The 22,059-nt window shown below is 33.0% G+C and carries 17 protein-coding genes; 7 read left to right on the plus strand and 10 right to left on the minus strand.

Annotated elements, in window-relative coordinates; translation table 11 throughout:
• Positions 1 to 793 precede the first annotated feature (793 nt).
• From Q0739_RS01960 to Q0739_RS01975, 4 genes are all read right to left on the minus strand, one after another.
• Positions 794 to 1,153, minus strand: coding sequence for a GIY-YIG nuclease family protein (locus Q0739_RS01960; RefSeq protein ID WP_298237011.1), 360 nt, complete (start codon positions 1,151 to 1,153; stop codon positions 794 to 796).
• Between the two features lie 233 nt (positions 1,154 to 1,386).
• Complete coding sequence (locus Q0739_RS01965) at positions 1,387 to 2,679, minus strand: nucleotide sugar dehydrogenase (RefSeq protein WP_298237012.1); 1,293 nt, start codon at positions 2,677 to 2,679, stop codon at positions 1,387 to 1,389.
• Between the two features lie 21 nt (positions 2,680 to 2,700).
• The gene (locus tag Q0739_RS01970; protein WP_298237013.1) at positions 2,701 to 5,175 is read right to left on the minus strand and encodes a tyrosine-protein kinase family protein; all 2,475 of its coding nucleotides are present in this window, start codon (positions 5,173 to 5,175) and stop codon (positions 2,701 to 2,703) included.
• 1 nt (position 5,176) lies between these two features.
• Positions 5,177 to 5,980 (minus strand): polysaccharide biosynthesis/export family protein, encoded by an 804-nt coding sequence (locus tag Q0739_RS01975; RefSeq protein ID WP_298237014.1) that lies wholly within the window; start codon positions 5,978 to 5,980, stop codon positions 5,177 to 5,179.
• 153 nt (positions 5,981 to 6,133) lie between these two features.
• On the opposite strand from Q0739_RS01975, the gene Q0739_RS01980 reads away from it, so the two are divergent.
• From Q0739_RS01980 to secA, 5 genes are all read left to right on the plus strand, one after another.
• Positions 6,134 to 7,996: an ABC-F family ATP-binding cassette domain-containing protein gene (locus Q0739_RS01980; protein WP_298237015.1), complete on the plus strand. Its 1,863-nt coding sequence runs from the start codon at positions 6,134 to 6,136 to the stop codon at positions 7,994 to 7,996.
• A 145-nt stretch (positions 7,997 to 8,141) separates the two neighbouring features.
• Positions 8,142 to 8,915, plus strand: coding sequence for a class I SAM-dependent methyltransferase (locus Q0739_RS01985; protein ID WP_298237016.1), 774 nt, complete (start codon positions 8,142 to 8,144; stop codon positions 8,913 to 8,915).
• A 253-nt stretch (positions 8,916 to 9,168) separates the two neighbouring features.
• Complete coding sequence (locus Q0739_RS01990; RefSeq protein ID WP_298237017.1) at positions 9,169 to 9,741, plus strand: cob(I)yrinic acid a,c-diamide adenosyltransferase; 573 nt, start codon at positions 9,169 to 9,171, stop codon at positions 9,739 to 9,741.
• Positions 9,742 to 10,286: 545 nt separating this feature from the next.
• A complete protein-coding gene (locus tag Q0739_RS01995; RefSeq protein ID WP_019387375.1) occupies positions 10,287 to 10,508 on the plus strand; it encodes a DUF2795 domain-containing protein in 222 nt (73 codons plus the stop codon).
• 164 nt (positions 10,509 to 10,672) lie between these two features.
• On the plus strand, positions 10,673 to 14,026 hold the full coding sequence (gene secA / locus Q0739_RS02000) for a preprotein translocase subunit SecA (protein WP_298237018.1): 3,354 nt from the start codon (positions 10,673 to 10,675) through the stop codon (positions 14,024 to 14,026).
• Between the two features lie 133 nt (positions 14,027 to 14,159).
• Here the strand turns inward: secA and Q0739_RS02005 are convergent, their stop codons facing one another.
• Positions 14,160 to 14,960, minus strand: a complete 801-nt coding sequence (locus Q0739_RS02005; protein ID WP_298237019.1) for a class I SAM-dependent methyltransferase — start codon at positions 14,958 to 14,960, stop codon at positions 14,160 to 14,162.
• Between the two features lie 32 nt (positions 14,961 to 14,992).
• Here Q0739_RS02005 and Q0739_RS02010 point away from each other — a divergent pair, with 32 nt between their 5' ends.
• Entirely contained in the window at positions 14,993 to 15,640 is a 648-nt protein-coding gene (locus tag Q0739_RS02010; RefSeq protein ID WP_298237020.1) for a hypothetical protein, read from the plus strand.
• Positions 15,641 to 15,746: 106 nt separating this feature from the next.
• Entirely contained in the window at positions 15,747 to 19,016 is a 3,270-nt protein-coding gene (locus Q0739_RS02015; protein ID WP_298237021.1) for a glycosyl hydrolase, read from the plus strand.
• 117 nt (positions 19,017 to 19,133) lie between these two features.
• On the opposite strand, the gene Q0739_RS02020 is transcribed toward Q0739_RS02015, so the two are convergent.
• The 5 genes from Q0739_RS02020 to Q0739_RS02040 form a co-directional block, all read right to left on the minus strand.
• On the minus strand, positions 19,134 to 19,418 hold the full coding sequence (locus Q0739_RS02020; RefSeq protein WP_298237022.1) for a hypothetical protein: 285 nt from the start codon (positions 19,416 to 19,418) through the stop codon (positions 19,134 to 19,136).
• A gap of 159 nt (positions 19,419 to 19,577) precedes the next feature.
• A complete protein-coding gene (locus Q0739_RS02025; RefSeq protein WP_298237023.1) occupies positions 19,578 to 20,348 on the minus strand; it encodes a hypothetical protein in 771 nt (256 codons plus the stop codon).
• A 238-nt stretch (positions 20,349 to 20,586) separates the two neighbouring features.
• On the minus strand, positions 20,587 to 20,973 hold the full coding sequence (locus Q0739_RS02030) for a rhodanese-like domain-containing protein (RefSeq protein ID WP_298237024.1): 387 nt from the start codon (positions 20,971 to 20,973) through the stop codon (positions 20,587 to 20,589).
• Between the two features lie 11 nt (positions 20,974 to 20,984).
• Entirely contained in the window at positions 20,985 to 21,302 is a 318-nt protein-coding gene (locus Q0739_RS02035) for a rhodanese-like domain-containing protein (protein ID WP_298237025.1), read from the minus strand.
• Between the two features lie 127 nt (positions 21,303 to 21,429).
• Positions 21,430 to 22,059, minus strand: a complete 630-nt coding sequence (locus Q0739_RS02040; RefSeq protein ID WP_298237026.1) for a thioredoxin family protein — start codon at positions 22,057 to 22,059, stop codon at positions 21,430 to 21,432.

Here is a 22,059-nt window from a genome sequence, read left to right on the forward strand (position 1 = left end):
GTCATTATTTCATGGGTTGAAACCCTGCGCCTCCTGTAATTAAATAACTATATTCTTTTATTTTATCTTTTCCCATTTTGACCTATTACTACTAATTACATTTCGACAAGCTCAATGTGACAAATCAGTTTAATATTTATATTCTTAACTTATCTCGTCAATAAGAACTAAGAATGTCAGTCTGAGCCTGTCGAAGACCAATAAAAACCTCAACTATTCAATACATTTCGATACCTCAACAAGCTCAACACAAGCTTACTCAATGTGACAATTATTTTTATTATTACTATTTAGTTTCTATATCAGTCTGAGCTTCGTCTGCCTTGAGCATAGTCGGAAAGGTCGAAGACCTTTATCTTCCAATTACTATCTGAATTTCGAAATATTTATAACACTTCGACAAGCTCAGTGTGACAAGCTAACTCAAGCTTACTCAGTGTGACAAATCAGTTTAATATTTATATTCTTAACTTATCTCGTCAATAAGAACTAAGAATGTCAGTCTGAGCCTATCGAAGACCAATAAAAACCTCAACTATTCAATACATTTCGATGCCTCAACAAGCTCAACACAAGCATACTCAATGTGACAATTATTTTTATTATTACTATTTAGTTTCTAAATCAGTCTGAGCTTTGTCTGCCTTGAGCATAGTCGGAAAGGTCGAAGACCTTTATCTTCCAATTACTATCTGAATTTCGAAATATTTATAACACTTCGATGCTTCGACTAGCTCAGCACAAGCTTACTCAATGTGATAATCATTTTCATTATTACAATCTAATTTTATTGTCAGTCTGAGCTTCGCCTGCCTTGAGCTAGTCGAAAGGTCGAAGCCCCTTCCGAACTCGCATATTTACCAAACTGCGTATAGTTTTTAGAATATTTCACCAACTTATCCCAATCCTCATTTATCAAAGCCAACTTCTTACGTCTACTCCAACCTTTTAATTGTTTTTCAAAAGCTATTGCTTGTTTTGGATCACTAAACCCTTGCAACCACTTTAATACTATTGGTCTTCGTAAATATGTATAAGCCTTTTTATCTAAACCGCTTTTATGTTCATACAACCGTCTTTCCATATTGGAGCTTATACCTACGTAAAATGTTCCATCTGAACATTCCAAAATATAAACATAATAAGTTTTCATTATGGCTTAATCTTTTTTATATTTTAATATCGTTCCGATAGCACTTCGACAAGCTCAGTGTGACAAACTAACATAAGCTTACTCAGTGTGATAATCATTTTCATTATTACAATTTAGTTTTATTGTCAGTCTGAGCTTCGCCAGCCTTGAGCATAGTCGAAAGGTCGAAGACCAGTTAAAACTTATCTATTCAAGACACTTCGACAAGCTCAGTGTGACAATCGTTTTCACTATTACAACCTAGCATCAACTTTATCTATGGGTAACATCGCTTTTACATCAAATACTACTGCATTTTCTGATTTTAAATGGTCTAAATCCAACTCTAAAAATTGCTGATGTGCAACGGCTAAAATAATAGCATTATAATTGGGTTTTAATTCTGGTGTTGAGTTAATCAAACTAATATTATATTCTTTTTTGACTTCATCAGCTGACGCTAGAGGATCAAAAACATCTACATGCATACTAAAGGATTTAAGCTCATTAATAATATCAATCACCTTAGAGTTTCTAATATCTGGACAGTCTTCCTTAAACGTAATACCAAGCACCAAAACTTGGGTATCTTGTAATGCCTGACCTTTAGCCACCATAAGTTTAACTGTTTCCTGCGCTACATATTTACCCATACTGTCATTAACCTTACGTCCTGCTAATATTATTTCTGGATCGTAACCCACTTCAATAGCCTTTTGTGCTAAATAGTAAGGGTCTACACCAATACAATGACCACCAACTAAACCAGGTGTGAACTTTAAAAAGTTCCATTTGGTACCAGCTGCTTTTAACACCGCTTTAGTATCTATATCTAATAACCTAAATATTTTAGACAGCTCGTTAACAAAAGCTATATTAATATCGCGCTGTGCATTTTCTATCACTTTAGCGGCTTCTGCCACTTTTATAGAGGGTGCTAAATACGTGCCTGCTGTAATAATAGATTTATAAAGAGCATCAACCTTTTTTGCTGTTTCTGGTGTTGAGCCAGAAGTTACCTTTAGGATTTTTGTGACTGTATGTGTTTTATCTCCAGGATTGATACGTTCGGGAGAATAGCCTACATAAAAATGGGTGTTAAACTGTAAACCAGAAGTTTCTTCTAAAATAGGCACACAAATATCTTCTGTGAGTCCAGGGAATACAGTAGATTCGTAAATAATGATATCGTTTTTAGAGAGCATTTTACCTACTGTTTTACTTGCCATAAGTAAAGGTGAAAGTACAGGTTTGTTATTAGCATCTGTGGGTGTAGGAACCGTAATAATATATATAGAGGCTTCTGAAATATCTGCTGGATCATTTGTAATGATTAAGCCATTATCATGTATATTCTTTTGAGATATTAAAACTTCTTTCAAAGCATTATAGTCGACTTCGTGAGTAATATCAATTCCATTATTCAAATCATTGATTCTTTTTTCGTTAATATCGAATCCAAAAACTTTATACTTTTTAGCAAATTCAACAGCTAGTGGTAAACCAACATAACCTAACCCTACTATTGCAATTGTTTTAGTTGACATAAATAATTTAGAGCGTATCTTTTAAATTGACTTTATTTTATTCCATACCTTTTTAAAGACATTTTTATTACCTTTTTCATGATAAGCATTGCCATAGGTACCATAACCATAGCCATACCCATAACCGTAACCATAGCCATAATTATGATTGGATTTATGCTTGTAAAAATTTAACACAAAACTTACATTCGTTATTTCTTTAGCTCTATATTTTGCGTTAATAAGTTGTAACATGCCTTTTTTTGTGTAATCTAAACGTACTAAAAATAAGGTCGCATCTGCATATTGTGCTAACTCTAAGGAATCTGAAACAAGTCCTAAAGGTGGTGTGTCTAGTACTATAATATCGTAGTCTTCTCGAAGTTGTGCAATTAAATATTTTAATTTATCTCCTATTAATAATTCTGAAGGGTTTGGTGGTATAGGACCAGAAGTAACAACGCTTAAATTTTCTATATGGGTAGTTTCTACAACATCATTAAAACTAGACTCTCCAATAAGGTAATTAACCATGCCTTTACCGTTATCCAAATCGAAATCATCAAATATTTTTGGCTTGCGTAAATCTAAACCTAACAATATGGTTTTCTTTCCAGATAAGGCGTAAGCTGTTGCTATATTTATAGAGCAAAAAGTTTTACCCTCTCCACTTACAGAAGACGTAAACATTAAGGTTTTACCGCCTGCTTTGTCTTGTTGCTTATATAAAAATTGTAAACCCGATCGTATGGCTCTAAATGATTCTGCAACTGCAGATTTTGGTTTTTCAAAGACTACTAAATTATTAGGATACTTATATTTACCAATAAGACCAATAATTGGAATACTTGATAAACGCTCTACCTCATCAGATCCATGAATAGTGTTATCTAATAGATACAAGACAAAAATTAAAAATAGTGGTATAAAAAACCCTAGCATTAAAGCCATCATATAATTTAAAGAATGGTTAGGCCCAATGCGGCCTCCTCCAATATCTTTAGCCTCATCAATCATTGTAATATCTGATACATTTGCAGCCTTTACAATAGCAGCTTCACTTCGTTTTGCCAAATACACATTGTAGGAATCTTGACCTATGCTTAGCTTACGTTGTATTTTTAAATACTCTTGCTGGTCTTCTGGCAAGGAACTCAATTGTGTTCTTAACTCACCAATATTACCATTAATAATACGACGTCTATTTGTTATGGTATTTCTAGTTGCATTAATAGTTTCAAGAAGTACACTTTTTTCAGCATCGATTTTCCTGTCTAAATCTTTAAAAAGATTAGAACCTTCTCGTGTTGTATATTCTAATTTTTGACGTTCAATAGCTAAAGCCGTTATTTTGGTAACGCTTGATAAGATGTTACTTTCAGCAATTCCAACAGAGGTTGGTGCAGCAATATTGGTATAATCGGTCTTCGTTTTTAAATAATCTTCGAGGCCATCTAAATAATTAATTTTGGTACGTTCGCCTTCTTCCTCAAGTTCTAACTGCCTTAATCTGGAATTAACCTGACTTACCTCTTCGGTAACATTAAATACTTTATTTTTCTTTCTAAAAGCATTCATTTCTTCATTAAAACCTTTCAAATCGGCATTTACAGCATTCAAACTACTATCTATAAACTTAATGGTGTTGGTAGCATATAGATTTTTACGCCCTAACTCCTCTTTACTTAAAATGGCAGTTGTGGTATTTAAATAATCTACAATCTTCATTTTGTTAGTTCCTGACATAGATAATCTTAAAACAGAACCATTATTTGAAGAAGGGCTTGCTTGAACTCTACCTTTATAAGAGTTTACTAACCCATCGAAATTCAAAAATTGTATATAGAATATGGTTTCAGGATTAATTTTTCCATTAACTCTTTTGTATAATTTAAAGTTAAGAAAAGGCAAAGACACCGAATCTCCAATGGTAACTATTTTTGAAAATAATCCTATTGGCACTGGGGCGCTACCCCTAGATTTATTATGATAAAACTGTACCCCAACACTATTGCTTTCGAACTCTGTAAATAATTCAAATTGCGTATCATTAATAAACCTTACACCCATAGGCTTACCCAACATTTGCCCTTTCGTTTTATCTATATCTATATAGAATGGTGCGCCTTTATAGATATCAATTTTATTATACTTGCCTTCGGTAAGGTAATTGACATAAAACTGTAAAGAATCTACAACCTTTTCGTTATGGGTTCGCGTTTTCAATGTCGTAATAATTTTATCTATTTTTCCTGAGACACCGCCCCAATTAAATGAAATACTCGTATTAGCAGTAAAAAAAGGGTTTTGTTCACTTTCAACAGACACTAAGGCATCTAAACGATACACGCTTTGCTTTCTTACATTAATAAAATAAGCAATAAGCAATGCTGCAGAAACAGAAAGCAACACAAATTTCCAAAGGTTTAAAACTTTAAATAAGAACCCTCTAAAATCAAACACCATACCCTCTCTAGCATCAATATGGTCTAAATTATCAAAATCGTTATTAACCATTCTAAAGTCTGTCTATAATTAAATACGTACTAACTAATATGGAAAAAGTCCCTAACACGGTGGTTAAAGTTTGTAACCCACTAGTACCTGTACCCCAAGCTTTTTGCTTTAAAGGTTTTACATAAATGATATCATTTGGTTGTATATAGTAAAATGGCGAATTCATTATAGCAATATCGGTTAAGTCTAGATGATGAATTTTTTGACCTTGTGGATATTGTCTAATAATTAAAACATCCTTTAAATTACCTGTAACTGGAATCTCACCAGAATTAGCTATAGCTTCATAAATATTAACACGTTCTTGAAACAGTGTTTTTGTTCCAGGGCTACCAATTTCACCACTTGCCGTAAAGCGCATGCCTGCCAGTCTAACCGTAACAAATACGTTGGCAGTTTCTTTAAATTGATCTGTTAATAATTTTTCTTTAATAATCTCTTCAATTTCTTCCGTGGTATAACCCAATACATTTATCTTACCAAGAGTTGGCACTCTAATTTCACCATGCATATCGACTGAAAATCCATCATAATAGGCTCGTTCTGCCGATGTTGAATTATTACTTCCACCTCCTCCAGAGCTTAAAGGGTTAAAAATTTCAACATTTTCTTGATCCAAAACTTTTATATTGATATTTAAAATATCATTAATTAAAACGCGATAAGGTTTTTGAGTTTCTACTATTTGATTTATGGAGTCTAAAGCTTTCGATTTATTTTGAAAATAAACCGTGTCTTTATGAGGAATACAAGATATTAATACCGTATTGACTATTAGGATTACAGTAAAAAAAAATCTCTTCATATTGAGGCATGTTGATTAATCACAAATCTACATATTTTTTTTATTTATGCCACTTTTACTTCCAACTACAAATTAATAAATATATCAACGCTTAAAGCTTTTCGCATCAACAGGTATTTTATACTTTAGCAGTTCTTTGCAAAAAAACACCTTTTGAATTACCTCACAGTAGAAAATATAGCAAAATCTTACGGCGAACTCGTTCTTTTTGAAGCCCTCTCGTTTAGTGTGCATAAAGACCAAAAAATAGCCTTTGTAGCTAAAAATGGAACAGGAAAAACATCCATATTGAACATGCTTTCTGGATACGACCAACCCGATTCTGGAACTATTGTGTATAGAAAAGATATAAAAGTGTCCTTTCTATCTCAAGACCCAAAATTTGATAATACCCTTACTATTGAAGACAGCATTTTAGCTAGTGATAATCCTATATTAAAAATAATTTCAAATTACGAAAAAGCACTTTTAAACCCAGAAGATAGTGGGGCATACCAAGATGCTTTCGATGCTATGGAGCGTCATCAAGCTTGGGATTTCGAAACACTTTACAAACAAATACTCTTTAAACTTAAATTAGATAATCTCGATCAAAAAGTAAGCACGCTTTCTGGCGGACAAAAAAAACGGCTTGCTTTAGCCAATGCGCTTATAAACAAGCCAGATTTATTAATATTAGATGAACCTACTAACCATTTAGATTTAGAAATGATTGAGTGGTTAGAATCTTTTTTCGCCAAAGAAAACATAACCCTCTTCATGGTAACACACGATCGCTATTTTTTAGAGCGTGTTTGTAACGAAATTATTGAACTAGACGAAGGGCAACTATACAGCTACAAAGGGAACTACTCCTATTACCTAGAAAAACGCGATGCACGTATTGAACGTGATGCTGTAGAAACAGGTAAAGCAAAACAATTATTTAAAAAGGAGTTAACTTGGATGCGTCGTCAACCTAAAGCTCGAACTACGAAATCGAAATCTAGAATTAACGATTTTGCCGATATAAAACATCGCGCACACCAAAGAAGAAACGACCATGAAGTCCAGTTAGAACTAAATATGGAACGCCTAGGTAGTAAAATTCTAGAATTCCATAAGGTATCTAAAGCATTTAAAGACAAAACCATTCTTAACGGTTTCGACTACACCTTTAAAAAAGGAGAACGCGTTGGTATTATTGGAAAAAATGGTACTGGAAAAACCACCTTTTTAAATATTTTAACCCATACCGACCAACCTAATTCTGGAAAAGTGGTTAAAGGTGACACCGTAAAGTTTGGGTATTACACACAAAATGGTATTGCTATAAAACCTGAACAAAAGGTTATTGATGTTATAAAAGAATTCGGCGATTATATTCCATTAAAAAAAGGGCGTCAAATTTCTGCACAACAACTTTTAGAACGTTTCCTTTTCAGTAGAAAAAAACAATATGATTTTGTTGAAAAACTTAGTGGTGGCGAGCGTAAACGCCTCTATTTATGTACTGTTTTAATCCAGAACCCAAACTTCTTAATTCTAGATGAGCCAACAAACGACTTAGATATTGTTACCTTAAATGTTTTGGAAAGTTTTTTACTAGATTTCCCTGGATGTATTATTGTTGTGTCTCACGACCGTTATTTTATGGATAAAGTTGTCGATCATTTATTTGTTTTTCAAGGCGACGGTATTATTGAAGATTTCCCTGGGAATTATAGCGATTATAGAGCCTATGAAGATAGTCAACCAGTTATTTCAACTTCTACAGAAGACAAAAAAGACAAACAGTCTTGGAAACAGAATGAAGTTTCTAAACTCTCATACAACGAAGAAAAAGAATTAAAAAATATTGAAAGTAAACTCAATGCTTTAACTTATGACAAGAAAGAACTCGAGTCTAAATTTAATAATCCAAATTTATCTCAAGAAGACATAAACAAGCTTTCTAAAGAGTTACAAGCCATAATTGAAACTATTGATGCTAAAGAAGCCCGTTGGTTTGAGTTATCGTCTAAACTTGAAGAATAACTTCTCGATACAATGCTCCTACGTCGCATCACTTGAAGTGACAGCATAGATTCTTGTCACTTAATTAATAGTTAATGTCCGTTCGAGTGAAATTCTGAGGTAAGAAGAATTTAGTATCGAGAACCAAATGTATAGAGAACAAAACATGTTTTACCAAATAAAACAATACATAAATTTTCGTTTCAAATCCACCAATCAACATGGTGTGCACTCCCCTTTTGTTTATGATTTGATTACTAAATGCTTTTATGACAAAACGAAGTACTCCGAATATAATAAGATTTTAGAATACCTAAAATCACTGTTAAAAAACAGTTCTCGAATTAAAGTCACCGATTTAGGCGCAGGATCTCAGGTTATGAAACAACAATACCGGAGCATCTCTAATTTGGCAAAAAATGCAGGTACAACTAATGAAAGAGCACAACTTTTATACCGCCTTATCACCTATTTTAAACCCACGAACATATTAGAATTAGGAACTTCATTAGGTATCGCAACGTACGCCATGCATTTAGGGAATTCTAAGTCGAACATCACAACTATAGAAGGCTGTCCTAATATTTCGGAATTTACTACAGAGCAATTTCACAAATTTAAATTAAATAACATTCATTTAATTAATGGTGATTTTAGTAATGAAATTAAAGCACTTAATTCCAGTAGATATGACTTTATATTCTTTGATGGCAATCATCAAAAAGAAGCGACACTTTACTATTTTGAATCTTTATTGGAAACAGCAAACAATAATTCTGTTTGGATTTTTGATGACATCTACTGGTCAAAAGGCATGACAGAAGCATGGGAAATTATAAAACAGCACCCAAAAGTAACCGTGACGATTAACACCTTCTATTGGGGATTTGTATTTTTTAGAAAAGAACAGGTAAAGGAGCATTTTACCATTAGGGTTTAGTTGTCATTCAGTAGGAGGAACGACTGAAGAATCTGCTTAATAAAAGAGACAAATTTTATCAATAAGGCCTGTATAGAAGAAGATTGTTACGTCATTCCATTCCTTACAATAACAACTTATAAATGGTCATTTCTTACCTTGAAAAGAAGATTAAATAACTGTGAGATTCTTCGCTGTGCACTGAATGACAAAAAACACTTTGAATTAAAAATTCATAACAAAATGTTTTACTTTTAATTATTAACTTTGAGCTATGAAAATCTACACAAAAACAGGCGATAAAGGCACCACTGCATTATTTGGTGGTACAAGAGTACCTAAGCACCATATAAGAATTGAAAGTTACGGGACAGTTGATGAGCTAAATTCGCACTTAGGATTAATTCGAGATCAAGATATACATCAAGATTATAAAGATTCACTTATACAGATTCAAGATAGACTCTTTACTATAGGAGCTATTTTAGCAACAGACCCTAAAAAAGCCATTCTAAAAAATGGAAAAGAGCGCTTAAATATTCAAAAAATAACTACTGAAGATATAGAACGTCTGGAAAAAGAAATGGATACCATGAATGATGCTTTGCCCCCAATGACTCATTTTGTGCTTCCTGGAGGACATCAAACGGTGTCATTCTGTCACATTGCGCGCTGTGTCTGTAGACGTGCAGAGCGATTAGCTTCGGCATTAAATGAGATTGAACCATTTGAATCGAATGCTCTAACCTATCTAAACCGCCTTTCTGACTACCTTTTTGTATTGGCACGAAAGTTGACTTACGACTTGCAAGCAAATGAAGTTAAATGGATTCCTGAGAAAAAGTGATAAGCTTGAAGACGGAAGACAGAAGTTTGAAGAAAAAAGTATACAGAGAGCAAATTACTGTTGACTGAATACTAAAAACTGCAGACTAACTTGCGTTAAGGATTGTAGTGGCATCCTTTTTAAAATTTAATTGAAATATAATTGCTTGAATGCTTTGATTTGGCAGATTGCTATATCTTTCGTTCTCGCAATAGCGTTTTAAAAAGATATAACGGAAAGCCCGACACCGACGAAAGGAGGTGTAACGCCCATAAGGAATCCATTAACTACTGTAATTATTAACATCGCAGAAATAATTTGCAAGAATTTAGATTACAAAGAAATACGTTCTTTTAATTTCTGATTAAATGAGATTTAAAATCCAATGAATAATTTGAGACATATTCATAAAGGTTTTTAAACGAAAGCGAAGCAATTGATATTCTAAAAATCTTTAATTTTTAATTTAAAAAAATTAAAAATTTAAATGATTATGAAATAATTCATTTTTTTCTTGTGTGTTTAAACTAAAAAATTATTTTTGCAAAAAATTAAACGCATAAAGTATGTATTGGACTTTAGAATTAGCATCTTATTTAAGTGATGCACCATGGCCAGCAACAAAAGACGAACTAATAGATTACGCTATTAGAACGGGTGCTCCTTTGGAGGTTGTTGAAAATTTACAATCTATAGAAGACGAAGGTGATTCGTATGATTCTATTGAAGAAATTTGGTCTGATTATCCAACTGACGAAGATTATCTTTGGAATGAAGATGAATATTAAATAAAAGCATAAAGAATAGTTAAAAAGTCTCAATTTGAGGCTTTTTTTTTATCCTATTCTTAATAAATAAGCGCAACAAAATGTATCTTTGAGTGCTTAAAAAAGTACTTAAGATTTAACGAAAAAACCTAGGTAAGCCCTAGTTAAACATAAAATATAGACATATGAGTTTTTTAGATTCAGTCCTAAAAGTTTTTGTAGGAGACAAATCAAAACAAGACGTAAAAGCTATTTCGCCACTAGTGGCTGAGATAAAAACCTTTGAATCTGCCATTGAAGCCTTATCGCATGACGAATTAAGAGGAAAAACATTCGAGTTTAAAGCTAAAATTGCCGAAGCTACTAAAGACATTAATGAGAAAATCACTAATCTTTTAGAAGAAGCAGAAAACACAGAAGATATTGATAGACGTGAGGATATTTATCAAGACATCGATAAGCTTAGAGACGATATTTATCAGGTTACAGAAGGCGTTTTAAACACTATTTTACCTGAAGCCTTTGCAGTAGTTAAAGAAACAGCAAAACGTTTTGTAAACAATACAGAAATTAAGGTTAAAGCCAATGAGTTTGACAGAACCTTATCTGGCGATAAAACATATGTAACCCTTGATGGCGATAATGCTATATGGGCAAATTCTTGGGATGCTGCAGGTAAACCAATTACTTGGGACATGGTGCATTACGATGTTCAATTAATAGGAGGTATTGCATTACATCAAGGTAAAATTGCCGAAATGCAAACTGGTGAGGGTAAAACCTTGGTCGCTACACTTCCAGTATATTTAAATGCATTAGCCGAAAAAGGAGTGCATCTAGTAACAGTTAACGACTACTTAGCAAAACGTGATAGCGCGTGGATGGCGCCTATTTTTGAATTTCACGGCATGAGTGTTGATTGTATAGATTACCACCAACCAAATTCCGATGCACGTAAAAAAGCTTATAACGCCGATATTACTTATGGAACTAATAACGAGTTTGGATTCGATTATTTACGTGATAATATGGCGCATTCTCCAAACGATTTGGTACAACGCCCGCATCATTTCGCTATAGTCGATGAGGTCGATTCGGTATTGGTTGATGATGCACGTACACCGTTAATTATTTCTGGTCCTATTCCTAAAGGTGACCGTCATGAATTCAACGAATTAAAACCAAAAGTTGAGGATATCGTTTCTGTACAACGTAAATATTTAACTGGTGTTTTAGCCGAAGCTAAAAAACTAATTAAAGAAGGCGACACTAAAGAAGGCGGCATCCAATTACTACGTGTATATCGTGGTATACCAAAAAACAAAGCACTAATTAAGTTTTTATCTGAAGAAGGTGTTAAGCAGTTACTTCAGAAAACAGAAAACTTTTACATGCAGGATAACAATCGTGAAATGCCAAAGGTTGATGCCGAATTGTATTATGTTATTGAAGAAAAAAACAATCAGATTGAATTAACAGATAAGGGTATTGAATATCTTTCTGGAAAGGACAATCCTAACTTTTTCGTAATGCCAGAAATAGGTTTAGAAATTGCTAAAATTGAAAATCAAGGCCTTTCAGCAGAAGAAGAAGCGAACTTAAAAGAAGAATTATTTAAAGAGTTTGGTGTGAAATCGGAACGTATTCACACACTTAATCAGCTTTTAAAAGCCTATGCTTTGTTTGAAAAAGACACCCAATATGTGGTGATGGAAAACAAAGTAATGATTGTAGATGAGCAAACTGGTCGTATTATGGATGGGCGTCGTTATTCTGATGGTCTCCACCAAGCGATTGAAGCCAAAGAAAATGTAAAAATTGAAGACGCTACCCAAACTTTTGCAACTGTAACACTCCAAAATTACTTTAGAATGTATCGCAAACTATCTGGTATGACAGGTACTGCAGTAACAGAAGCTGGTGAATTTTGGGAAATCTACAAGTTAGATGTGGTTGAAATTCCAACCAATCGTCCTATAGCTCGTGATGATAAAGAAGATTTAGTTTACAAAACCAAGCGTGAAAAATACAATGCAGTTATTGATGATGTTACAAATTTATCTCAGGCTGGACGTCCAGTATTAATTGGTACGACTTCGGTAGAGATTTCTGAATTACTAGGCAAAATGCTAAGTATTCGTAAAATACCTCACAACGTATTAAATGCTAAGCAGCATAAAAAAGAGGCAGAAATTGTAGACCAAGCAGGTAAAACTGGACAAGTTACTATTGCTACCAATATGGCAGGTCGTGGTACAGATATTAAATTAAGTGACGAAGTGAAAGCCGCTGGTGGTTTAGCCATTGTAGGTACAGAACGTCATGATTCACGTCGTGTAGACAGACAGTTACGTGGTCGTGCAGGTCGTCAAGGAGATCCAGGAAGTTCACAATTTTACGTATCTCTTGAAGATAACCTGATGCGTTTATTTGGTTCTGAGCGTATTGCTAAAATGATGGATAAAATGGGATTGAAAGAAGGCGAAGTAATTCAGCATTCTATGATTTCAAAATCTATTGAGCGTGCACAGAAAAAAGTTGAAGAAAACCAATTTGGTGTTCGAAAGCGCTTGTTAGAATATGATGATGTTATGAACGCACAACGTGAGGTGGTTTACAAGCGTCGTTATAATGCCTTAAACGGAGAACGTTTACGTGTCGATTTAGCAAATATGATTTTTGATACTTCGGAAGGTATAGCTGAAACTAATAAAGGCGCTAACGACTATAAAAATTTTGAGTTCGAATTGATTCGTTATTTCTCAATGAGTTCGCCTATTACCGAAGAAGAATTCGGAAAATTATCGACACAAGATATAACCTCAAAAATATACAAAGCTGCTTTTGAACATTACAGAGAAAAAATGACTCGTAATGCCGACATTGCTTTCCCTGTTATTAAAAATGTATATGAAACCCAGCGCGACAAATTCAAGCGTATCGTTGTGCCTTTTACAGATGGTGTTAAGAGTTTAAATGTAGTAACCGACCTAGAAAAAGCTTACGAAACCAATGGTAAACAATTAATTACCGATTTCGAAAAGAACATTACACTGGCCATTATTGACGATGCGTGGAAAACGCATTTACGTAAAATGGATGAGTTAAAACAGTCGGTGCAATTAGCGGTTCACGAACAAAAAGATCCGCTTCTTATTTATAAATTCGAAGCTTTTGAATTGTTTAAAAGCATGATAGATCAAGTGAATAAAGATGTCATTTCCTTCTTATTCAAAGGAGAATTACCTCAAGAAACACAAGATACCATTCATGAAGCACGAGCTAGAAAAAAAGAAAAACTTAATGTACAAAAAGACGAAATCCCTAATTTAGATGAACGATCAGCGCAAAATAGAGCAGCTGGTAATACACAACGCAATCAAGAAGTAGTTGAAACCATTGTTCGCGATAGACCTAAAATTGGACGTAACGACCGTGTTACAATTAAACACGTTATGAATGGTGAAAATAAAACTGTTAAGTATAAACAAGCAGAACCATTAATTGCCAAAGGTGAATGGGTTTTGGTTGAAGATTAGTTTAATTCCTACCACAACAGGAATCCGTAAAATAAAAAACCCGATAACTTCTATCGGGTTTTTTTATAGCTTGATGTCCCGTCCTGAAATAGCGATACACTAAAACCTTAGTGTAATGTAATCATCAGAAAACTTAAACTTTAATTGCCTTAAGCGTAAAAATCAATGGGTACAATTTATCTTTAGTAACAAACATTCCAGAATCTGTTTTTGTCAAATTTGGTAAAACATCATAAGGGCTTTCATCATGTTCTTTTAAGTACTCTATATGCAAACCTGCTTCGGTTAAGGCAGAAACAACTTCACCTAAACCATGGTTCCAACCATATTCTTTACTTATCATTTCTGATTCTTTATCTGCATACGTACCCATATATTCTTCATAAATAACAGCATCTTGCATATACCCATGTTTTATAATTGGTTTATCATCTAAATAATCAAACATCCATACAATAGGGTGGAATTCTGCCATAAAAAAAGTACCTCCCTTCTTTAAGCGTTCTGCTATCATTTTTCCCCAAGGCTTTAAATCTGGTAGCCAACCTATAACCCCATAGCTAGTATATACAATATCAAAAATTTCAGCTACATACTTTGAAGTGTCAAGGACATTACAGCATATAAATTGAGCATTAAACTTTAATTCGGCATTTAATTTTCTTGCAAGTTTTATTCCTTCGTCACTTAAATCTACACCTACACATTTTGCTCCCATCCTACTCCAACTTAAAGTATCTTGACCAAAATGACACTGTAAGTGTAGCAAAGATTTATATTTTACATCATTTAAAGCTTCTAATTCATACTTCATTAAAGATGACTTTCCTTTTTTAAAAGCTTCTAAATCGTACATGTTACTTTTAGAATGAACTTTTACTTTCTTGTTCCAAGTAGTTTTATTTGTTTCAAAATAATTTTCGTGTGTACTCATTTGGAAATTCTATCTTTATAAAAATCTAAAATATGAAAAACTTCATTTACCTATTCTGTTATATAGCTTTAATTATATCATGCAAAGAACAAAAAAAATCAATCCCTGAGGTAGAAGCATTATCTATTGAAGAAAAAATAGCCACCGCACATGGTTATGAAAACTGGAAAAATGTTTCGAAAGTTTATTTTACTTTTAATGACAAACGAAATTGGATATGGCAACCAAAAACTAACCATATTACTTTAATAAAAGATAATGACACAATTTCCTATAATAGAAACAAAATTGATTCTACTTTAACTAAAACAGATCGCGCTTTTATAAATGATAAATTTTGGTTGCTAATACCATTTCAACTTATTTGGGATAAAGGTATTTCTATATCTACACCTAGTAAAACAATTGCTCCAATAAGTAAGGCTGAAATAAATAAAATAACACTAACCTACTCTAACGAAGGAGGATACACTCCTGGAGACGCCTATGATTTATATTATAATGATGAATTTATTATAAAGGAATGGGGATTTAGAAGGGGTAATAGCGCTGAAGCTAGACTGATTAATACGTTTGAAAACCTTCGAGATTTCAATGGTATAAAAATAGCTCTGGATCACAAAAATGACAAAGGAGATGAGCTAGTTAAACTCTCAAACGTTAATATTATTTTGGAATAAAGCAGACTTATAAATTACTAATATTATGTTAAATCTCAATTTGAAACCCGTTTAAATTCTTACAATACTAAGTTTTTAATTAAATTTAAGGCACTAAACCACCAATATGAAAAACACAACTCTACATTACACACTAGCCCTTACTTTATTTCTATTATTTTTTTCACCAGCAACATTATTAGCACAAGAAAAAGAACCTTCTGAAATTGAAAAAACCTTATCTGGTTTAAAATTCAGAAGTATTGGACCAGCTCTTACATCTGGTAGAATTGCAGATATAGCTATTCATCCTGAAAACGAAAATGTATGGTATGTTGCTGTAGGATCTGGAGGCGTATGGAAAACAACAAACTCTGGCACCACTTGGAAGCCGATTTTTGATACACAAACCAGTTATTCTATTGGATGTATTACTATCGATCCAAATAATTCTCATACTATTTGGATAGGAACTGGCGAAAATGTAGGTGGCCGCCATACAGGATTTGGTGATGGTATTTATGTAAGCCATGACGATGGTGGTACTTGGAAAAACATGGGGCTCAAAAATTCTGAACACCTTTCTAAGATAATTGTACATCCAGAAAACCCAAACATCATTTGGGTTGCGGCACAAGGGCCACTTTGGAGCAAAGGAGACGAACGTGGATTATACAAGTCAATAGATGGAGGTAATACATGGAAGAAAACCTTAGGTGATAATGAGTGGACTGGTGTAACCGACATTGTTATAGACTATACGAATCCAGATAATCTATATGCTGCAACATGGCAAAGACACAGAACAGTTGCTGCATATATGGGTGGTGGTCGTGGATCTGGGTTGCATAAAAGTACAGATGGAGGAGAAACATGGACTGAATTAACAACAGGAATCCCTGAATCTAATTTAGGAAAAATCGGGTTAGCAATATCTCCTTTTAATCCTGAAATTATTTACGCTGCAATTGAATTAGAAAGAAGAAAAGGCGGATTATTCATGTCTAATAATAGAGGTGCGTCGTGGGTAAAACAATCTGATGCAATTTCTGGAGGTACTGGACCACACTATTATCAAGAATTATATGCGTCTCCTCATCATGAAGGGAAACTGTTTTTAATGAGTAATACAGTACAGATTTCAGATAATCATGGAAAGACATTTTATAACATGAATGAAAAAAGAAAGCACGTAGATAGTCATGCACTTGCTTTTAAAAAAGGTGATCCAAACTATTTAATGTTTGGAACCGACGGTGGGTTATACGAAACCTTCGATTTAACTAAATCATGGAGTTTTATTCGAAACCTTCCCATTACACAATACTATAAAGTTGCTGTTGATGACTCGTACCCTTTCTATAAAATATATGGAGGAACACAAGATAACGGGTCTCATGGCGGTCCATCAAGAACAACTAAAAAAGAAGGTATCACTAATGCAGATTGGTGGATAACGCTTTCTGCTGATGGGCATCAATCTGCCACTGAACCTGGAAACCCTAATATAACTTATGGTGAATTTCAAGAAGGTGTACTATGGCGTGTGGATCAAACGACTAAAGAGCCCGTTTTTATCCAACCACAAGCTAAAATCAATGAGCCTTTTGAAAGATTCAATTGGGATGCTCCTATATTAGTTAGTCAACATGACCCTAAACGATTATATTTTGCTTCTCAACGCGTTTGGAGATCAGACAATCGGGGGGATTTTTGGTCTAACATTTCTCAAGACCTCACTAGGAATCAAGTTCGTCTTGGGCAACCAATTATGGGGAAACAACAAAGTTGGGACAATGCTTGGGATGTTTTAGCCATGTCTAACTATAACACAATTACTTCTTTGGCCGAATCTCCAAAGCAAGAAGGTTTGCTTTATGCTGGGACAGACGATGGTATTATTCAAGTAACAGAAAATGGAGGTGATAATTGGAATAAAATTGAAGTTGGATCAATAAAAGGAATTCCATCTACTGCCTTTGTAAATGATTTACGAGCCGATTTATTTAATGCAAATATTGTTTATGCAGCATTGGACAATCATAAATACGGTGACTTCAAACCTTACCTAATTAAGAGTACAGATAAAGGAAAAACATGGACATCAATAAACGGTAATCTTCCAAAAAGATTAATTACATGGAGACTTGTTCAAGATCATATAAATAAAGATTTACTTTTCGTGGCAACAGAATTTGGTGTTTATTTCACTCTAAATGGTGGTATTAAATGGAACAAATTATCTGGTGGAATGCCTACCATTTCTATAAGAGACATTACAATACAACGAAGGGAAAATGATTTAATAGCTGCATCTTTTGGAAGAGGATTCTATATACTTGACGATATACAAGCTATTAGAGATTTGGGCAAAATAAATACGAAAACTGATAATCTACTTTTCGATATTAAACCTGCTTATTGGTATGTAGAAAAAGACGAAATTTATGGACAAGGAAATGACAAATACTCTGGAGAAAATCCACCATTTGGAGCTGTTTTCACTTATCACCTAGCTGATAAATTAAAATCTCTAAAAGAAATTAGAAAAGAAAACGAAAAAGAATTAATAAAAAATAATAAAGAGGTTGCCTTTCCAGGTTGGGATGCCTTAGGTGCAGAAAAAGAACAACAAAAACCTAAAATAATTTTGACTATTAAGGATTCTAATGGTAATGTTGTAAATACAATAAAAGGCATTAATAAAAAAGGTATTAACCGTGTAAGCTGGGACCTTAGCTTTGCAGATAGAAGTGGCGAAAAGTTAACACCTCCAAAACCAATGAGCCAATATTTTAATTTCAATATAATGGCAACTCCAGGGGATTACACCGTTACACTTTCTAAACTTGTTGATGGTGAATTAACAAATTTAACACAACCGAAACTCTTTAAAATAATTCCTTTAAGAAAAGGGTCTCTTGAAGGTGCAACTTATGAAGAAATAAAAGATTTTAGAGCAACCTTTGAAAAATTTGAGCAAGATTTAAAAGCTACCAATTTGGTATTATCTAAGTCTTTATTAAAAATAGGTGCAATGCAAAGAGCATTAATAAAAGCAAAAGTTTCGTCTGGATCTTTGACAAAGGATTTACATAACGAAAGAAGCAAACTATTAAAAATTAATAGACTTCTAAATGGACACAAAGCAAAAAATGAGATAGGTGAAAAAAATGCCCCTAGTGCTAACAGTTTAGGTTTTATTGCCAAAGCTGCCCTTGCATCTTCAACTTATGGCCCTACAAGAATGCATAAAGACGCACTTAACGACGCAAACAATAACTTGGTCAAACTAAAATCTGAATTAATAACAATTACCAATAAATCAATACCACAATTAGAAGAAAAACTAAAAGAAATTGGTGCGCCTCCAATAGAAGGACAAGGCTTAAATTAACAGCAATTGTATTGTTATTGCTTATAATATTAATCATTAAAAAAGCCCAATTAAAATTTATTTTAATGGGCTTTTAAGTTAATATATAATTTGAAGCTAAAAAACCTACCTAATTTATTAGGTTTTTTGCGTTTTCAATCTCATAGATTTCATTTGTTCTAAACGGCGTAATTCCTGCTTTATTTGTTTACTTCGTTCAGCTATTTTATTAACTTTCTCGTTAATTAACTCTTGCTTTCTTTGCCTTTCTTGAGCTTTTAATTCTTGTTTAATAAGCTCTTCTTTTTTTCGCTTTTTGTTTTGTACTCTTTCAAAATAGACAAATATATAAGCATAGATATACATACTTAAAAAGAGTAAAGCTACTATTGATAAAATAAGCCAACCGTTCATCATGTTCATAACGTAGAAATTTTAGTTAAGTTTTAGTTCTATAAAGTTAATAAAAAAGACTATATGTTAAAAAAATATAAGCTAAATAACTCAAAAACAAGACAAAACAAAAAAACCTTTACCGCTATCTGCTGTAAAGGTTTTTCGTCGATATTTTATTTATGAGTATTATTTACCACTCATAAATTTATTATACTCCCAAATTTCATCCCATGAATTTGAAAAAGTTCTTTCTCCCATGTCTAAAAACATTTGCCAGTTTTCTTTACCATGTACTTTTTCAAAGGTTTCTTTAAATTTATTATCTTCCTCATCGAACTCAGTCCAATTTTTATAAAACCCGATAGTAACTACGTGTCTTCCTAAATCTCCTTGTCTGAATTCGTTCCAATAAATACCCCAAGGATTTTCTCCTTCCATGGCTTTTATTGTTTCACTCACCATTGTATAAAAAGGCACTACAGAAGAAGCTTGACCATCAGCAATTTCCCCATATCTACAAAATAAAATTGGATGCTTATTATCATCTCCTTCCAACATGCTCGTGTTAGATAATTTATCGTCTTTTTTCCAATATTCAATGGTATGCATTTTTTTAATATATGGCATTACATTGTCTCTCCAATCGGCATCATGCCCGCCTTCACTAGGTCTTGTATCATTATGCTTATACATCATCGGTCCCATCTCCCATATTATATTACCTGCGTTTGGTCCAGTGGTAATATTGTAAACAGTAGCTTCATAAGCTCCATCCTTATGGTAAGTTGCATTATGTTTTCTCATGTTTTCACTTAAAACTTTCAATTTTGTGTTATCTGGAGTTAACATAATATCCTCCCACATTTTATAAGATTTATCCTCTTGTGCATTTAAAGTTGACACGAAACTTAATACCATAGCAAACATGGTAATTAAAGAAATTGCTTTTTTAATCATAATAAATAATTTAATTGGTTAGTTAGCCATACACTATTGTATAGCCTAGAGTGCTATTAAAAATATATTAGGAAGTAATAAAACGTATAATAAATGAAAAATGCTATTTAATCATTTAAGATAATAGATCGTTGTTTGGAGTAATTCAAATATAATAAAAATTTAAATAATGGAATCTCACGAATTTATATAACTAATTAGGTATAAAAAAAGCTCTCAAATCTGAGAGCCATTTTAATTATTGACTTTTTAGTCCTTTTTGCTTCCATTTGGTAAAACCACCTTCCAAATCATATATTTTTTTAAAACCTGCTTCAACGAGTACTTCAGTACATTTAGAACTTCGCTTTCCAGAGCGACAATATACTATTACAGGCTTTTCTTTCTCTAGCTTCTCAATTTTTTCTTTAAAATCTGAAGATAAAAAATCTATATTTAGTGCGTTATCAATATATCCATCTTTATACTCTTGGGGGGTTCTAACATCTACTAACTGTACATCATCAAGTTGCAAGAGAGTTTGCATTTCTTCTGGAGAGACTATTTTTGTTTGCTCATTTGAATTGGTAGTTTTCTTGCATCCTATGCATAAAACTAAAACTATTAAAAATAAAATCTGTCTCATTTAATTATATTTTAATCTATATCAACCACATCACCTACCCAGTTCAGAATACCTCCTTCAAGGTTATAAGCGTTCTCAAAACCTAGTTGTTCCATTATTTGACAAGCTTGATGGCTTCGATTGCCCGATCTACAATATACATAGTAATTTTTACTTTTGTCTAAATCTTCTATGTCATTTACAAAATCCTGTCCTTTATATATATCTATATGAATGGCGTTAGGAATAATTCCGTCTGCTACTTCTGCTTCAGTTCTAACATCTAATACTACTGCATTTTCATCGTTAGCCAATTGTTCTGCCCATTCTTCTTGTGTTAAATCTTCCATAAGATATTTTAAATTTAATATTTTACAAAACTAATACAACTAAACGTATAGACGAAAAAAAACCGAAGTTATTACACTTCGGTTTTTAGGACTAGACACACACATATTCTTCATTTAATCAAAATTACTAGTTGTTTTTTGCAGTTTTTATTGAACAACCTATTGCTTTTGTTTCTTTTTGTTCAACTTCTTTTCCACTCAATAACGCATCTACAGCATTTTCAACATATTTAACTTTAACAGCTGATGCATCTCTGTAATTATCATCAATAGCACCAATATACTTTACAACATGTCCTTTTTCTGTTCTTTCTAATACATACATGTGAGGTGTTTTAGTAGCTCCAAATTTCGGATACACTTTTTGTTCCTCATCAATTAAATAAGGAAACGTAAATCCTTTTTGTTTCGCTCTTTTTTTCATTTCAGGAAATGCGTCACCTGGTTTTACACTAGTATCATTAGGCATAATAGCAATAACAGGAAACCCTTTCGGTTCATATTTTTCATTTAAAGCTTGTACTCTATCTTCATACATAACCGCAAACGGACATGTATTACAAGTAAAAGTAATTATAAAGCCTTTGGCATCTTTGTAATTGGATAAAGAAACCATGTTGTCATCAATGTTTTTAAGATAAAAATCTTCGGCCACGTCCCCTATTTTATATCCTTCACCTATACTGTTATTTATAGTAAATGCACTAACAAAAAGCAGAACAACTGCTACAGAAATTAATTTAATTAACTTTTTCAT

The sequence above is a fragment of the uncultured Algibacter sp. genome (genome assembly GCF_947487605.1).
In the GTDB taxonomy this organism is placed as follows: domain Bacteria; phylum Bacteroidota; class Bacteroidia; order Flavobacteriales; family Flavobacteriaceae; genus Algibacter_D.

Coding starts and splice junctions, on each gene's coding strand:
- Q0739_RS01960 (WP_298237011.1), bottom strand. CDS start 1,153: ATGAAAACTTATTATGTTTATATTTTGGAATGTTCAGATGGAACATTT.
- Q0739_RS01965 (WP_298237012.1), bottom strand. CDS start 2,679: ATGTCAACTAAAACAATTGCAATAGTAGGGTTAGGTTATGTTGGTTTA.
- Q0739_RS01970 (WP_298237013.1), bottom strand. CDS start 5,175: ATGGTTAATAACGATTTTGATAATTTAGACCATATTGATGCTAGAGAG.
- Q0739_RS01975 (WP_298237014.1), bottom strand. CDS start 5,980: ATGAAGAGATTTTTTTTTACTGTAATCCTAATAGTCAATACGGTATTA.
- Q0739_RS01985 (WP_298237016.1), top strand. CDS start 8,142: ATGTTTTACCAAATAAAACAATACATAAATTTTCGTTTCAAATCCACC.
- Q0739_RS01990 (WP_298237017.1), top strand. CDS start 9,169: ATGAAAATCTACACAAAAACAGGCGATAAAGGCACCACTGCATTATTT.
- Q0739_RS01995 (WP_019387375.1), top strand. CDS start 10,287: ATGTATTGGACTTTAGAATTAGCATCTTATTTAAGTGATGCACCATGG.
- secA (WP_298237018.1), top strand. CDS start 10,673: ATGAGTTTTTTAGATTCAGTCCTAAAAGTTTTTGTAGGAGACAAATCA.
- Q0739_RS02005 (WP_298237019.1), bottom strand. CDS start 14,960: ATGAGTACACACGAAAATTATTTTGAAACAAATAAAACTACTTGGAAC.
- Q0739_RS02010 (WP_298237020.1), top strand. CDS start 14,993: ATGAAAAACTTCATTTACCTATTCTGTTATATAGCTTTAATTATATCA.
- Q0739_RS02015 (WP_298237021.1), top strand. CDS start 15,747: ATGAAAAACACAACTCTACATTACACACTAGCCCTTACTTTATTTCTA.
- Q0739_RS02020 (WP_298237022.1), bottom strand. CDS start 19,418: ATGAACATGATGAACGGTTGGCTTATTTTATCAATAGTAGCTTTACTC.
- Q0739_RS02025 (WP_298237023.1), bottom strand. CDS start 20,348: ATGATTAAAAAAGCAATTTCTTTAATTACCATGTTTGCTATGGTATTA.
- Q0739_RS02030 (WP_298237024.1), bottom strand. CDS start 20,973: ATGAGACAGATTTTATTTTTAATAGTTTTAGTTTTATGCATAGGATGC.
- Q0739_RS02035 (WP_298237025.1), bottom strand. CDS start 21,302: ATGGAAGATTTAACACAAGAAGAATGGGCAGAACAATTGGCTAACGAT.
- Q0739_RS02040 (WP_298237026.1), bottom strand. CDS start 22,059: ATGAAAAAGTTAATTAAATTAATTTCTGTAGCAGTTGTTCTGCTTTTT.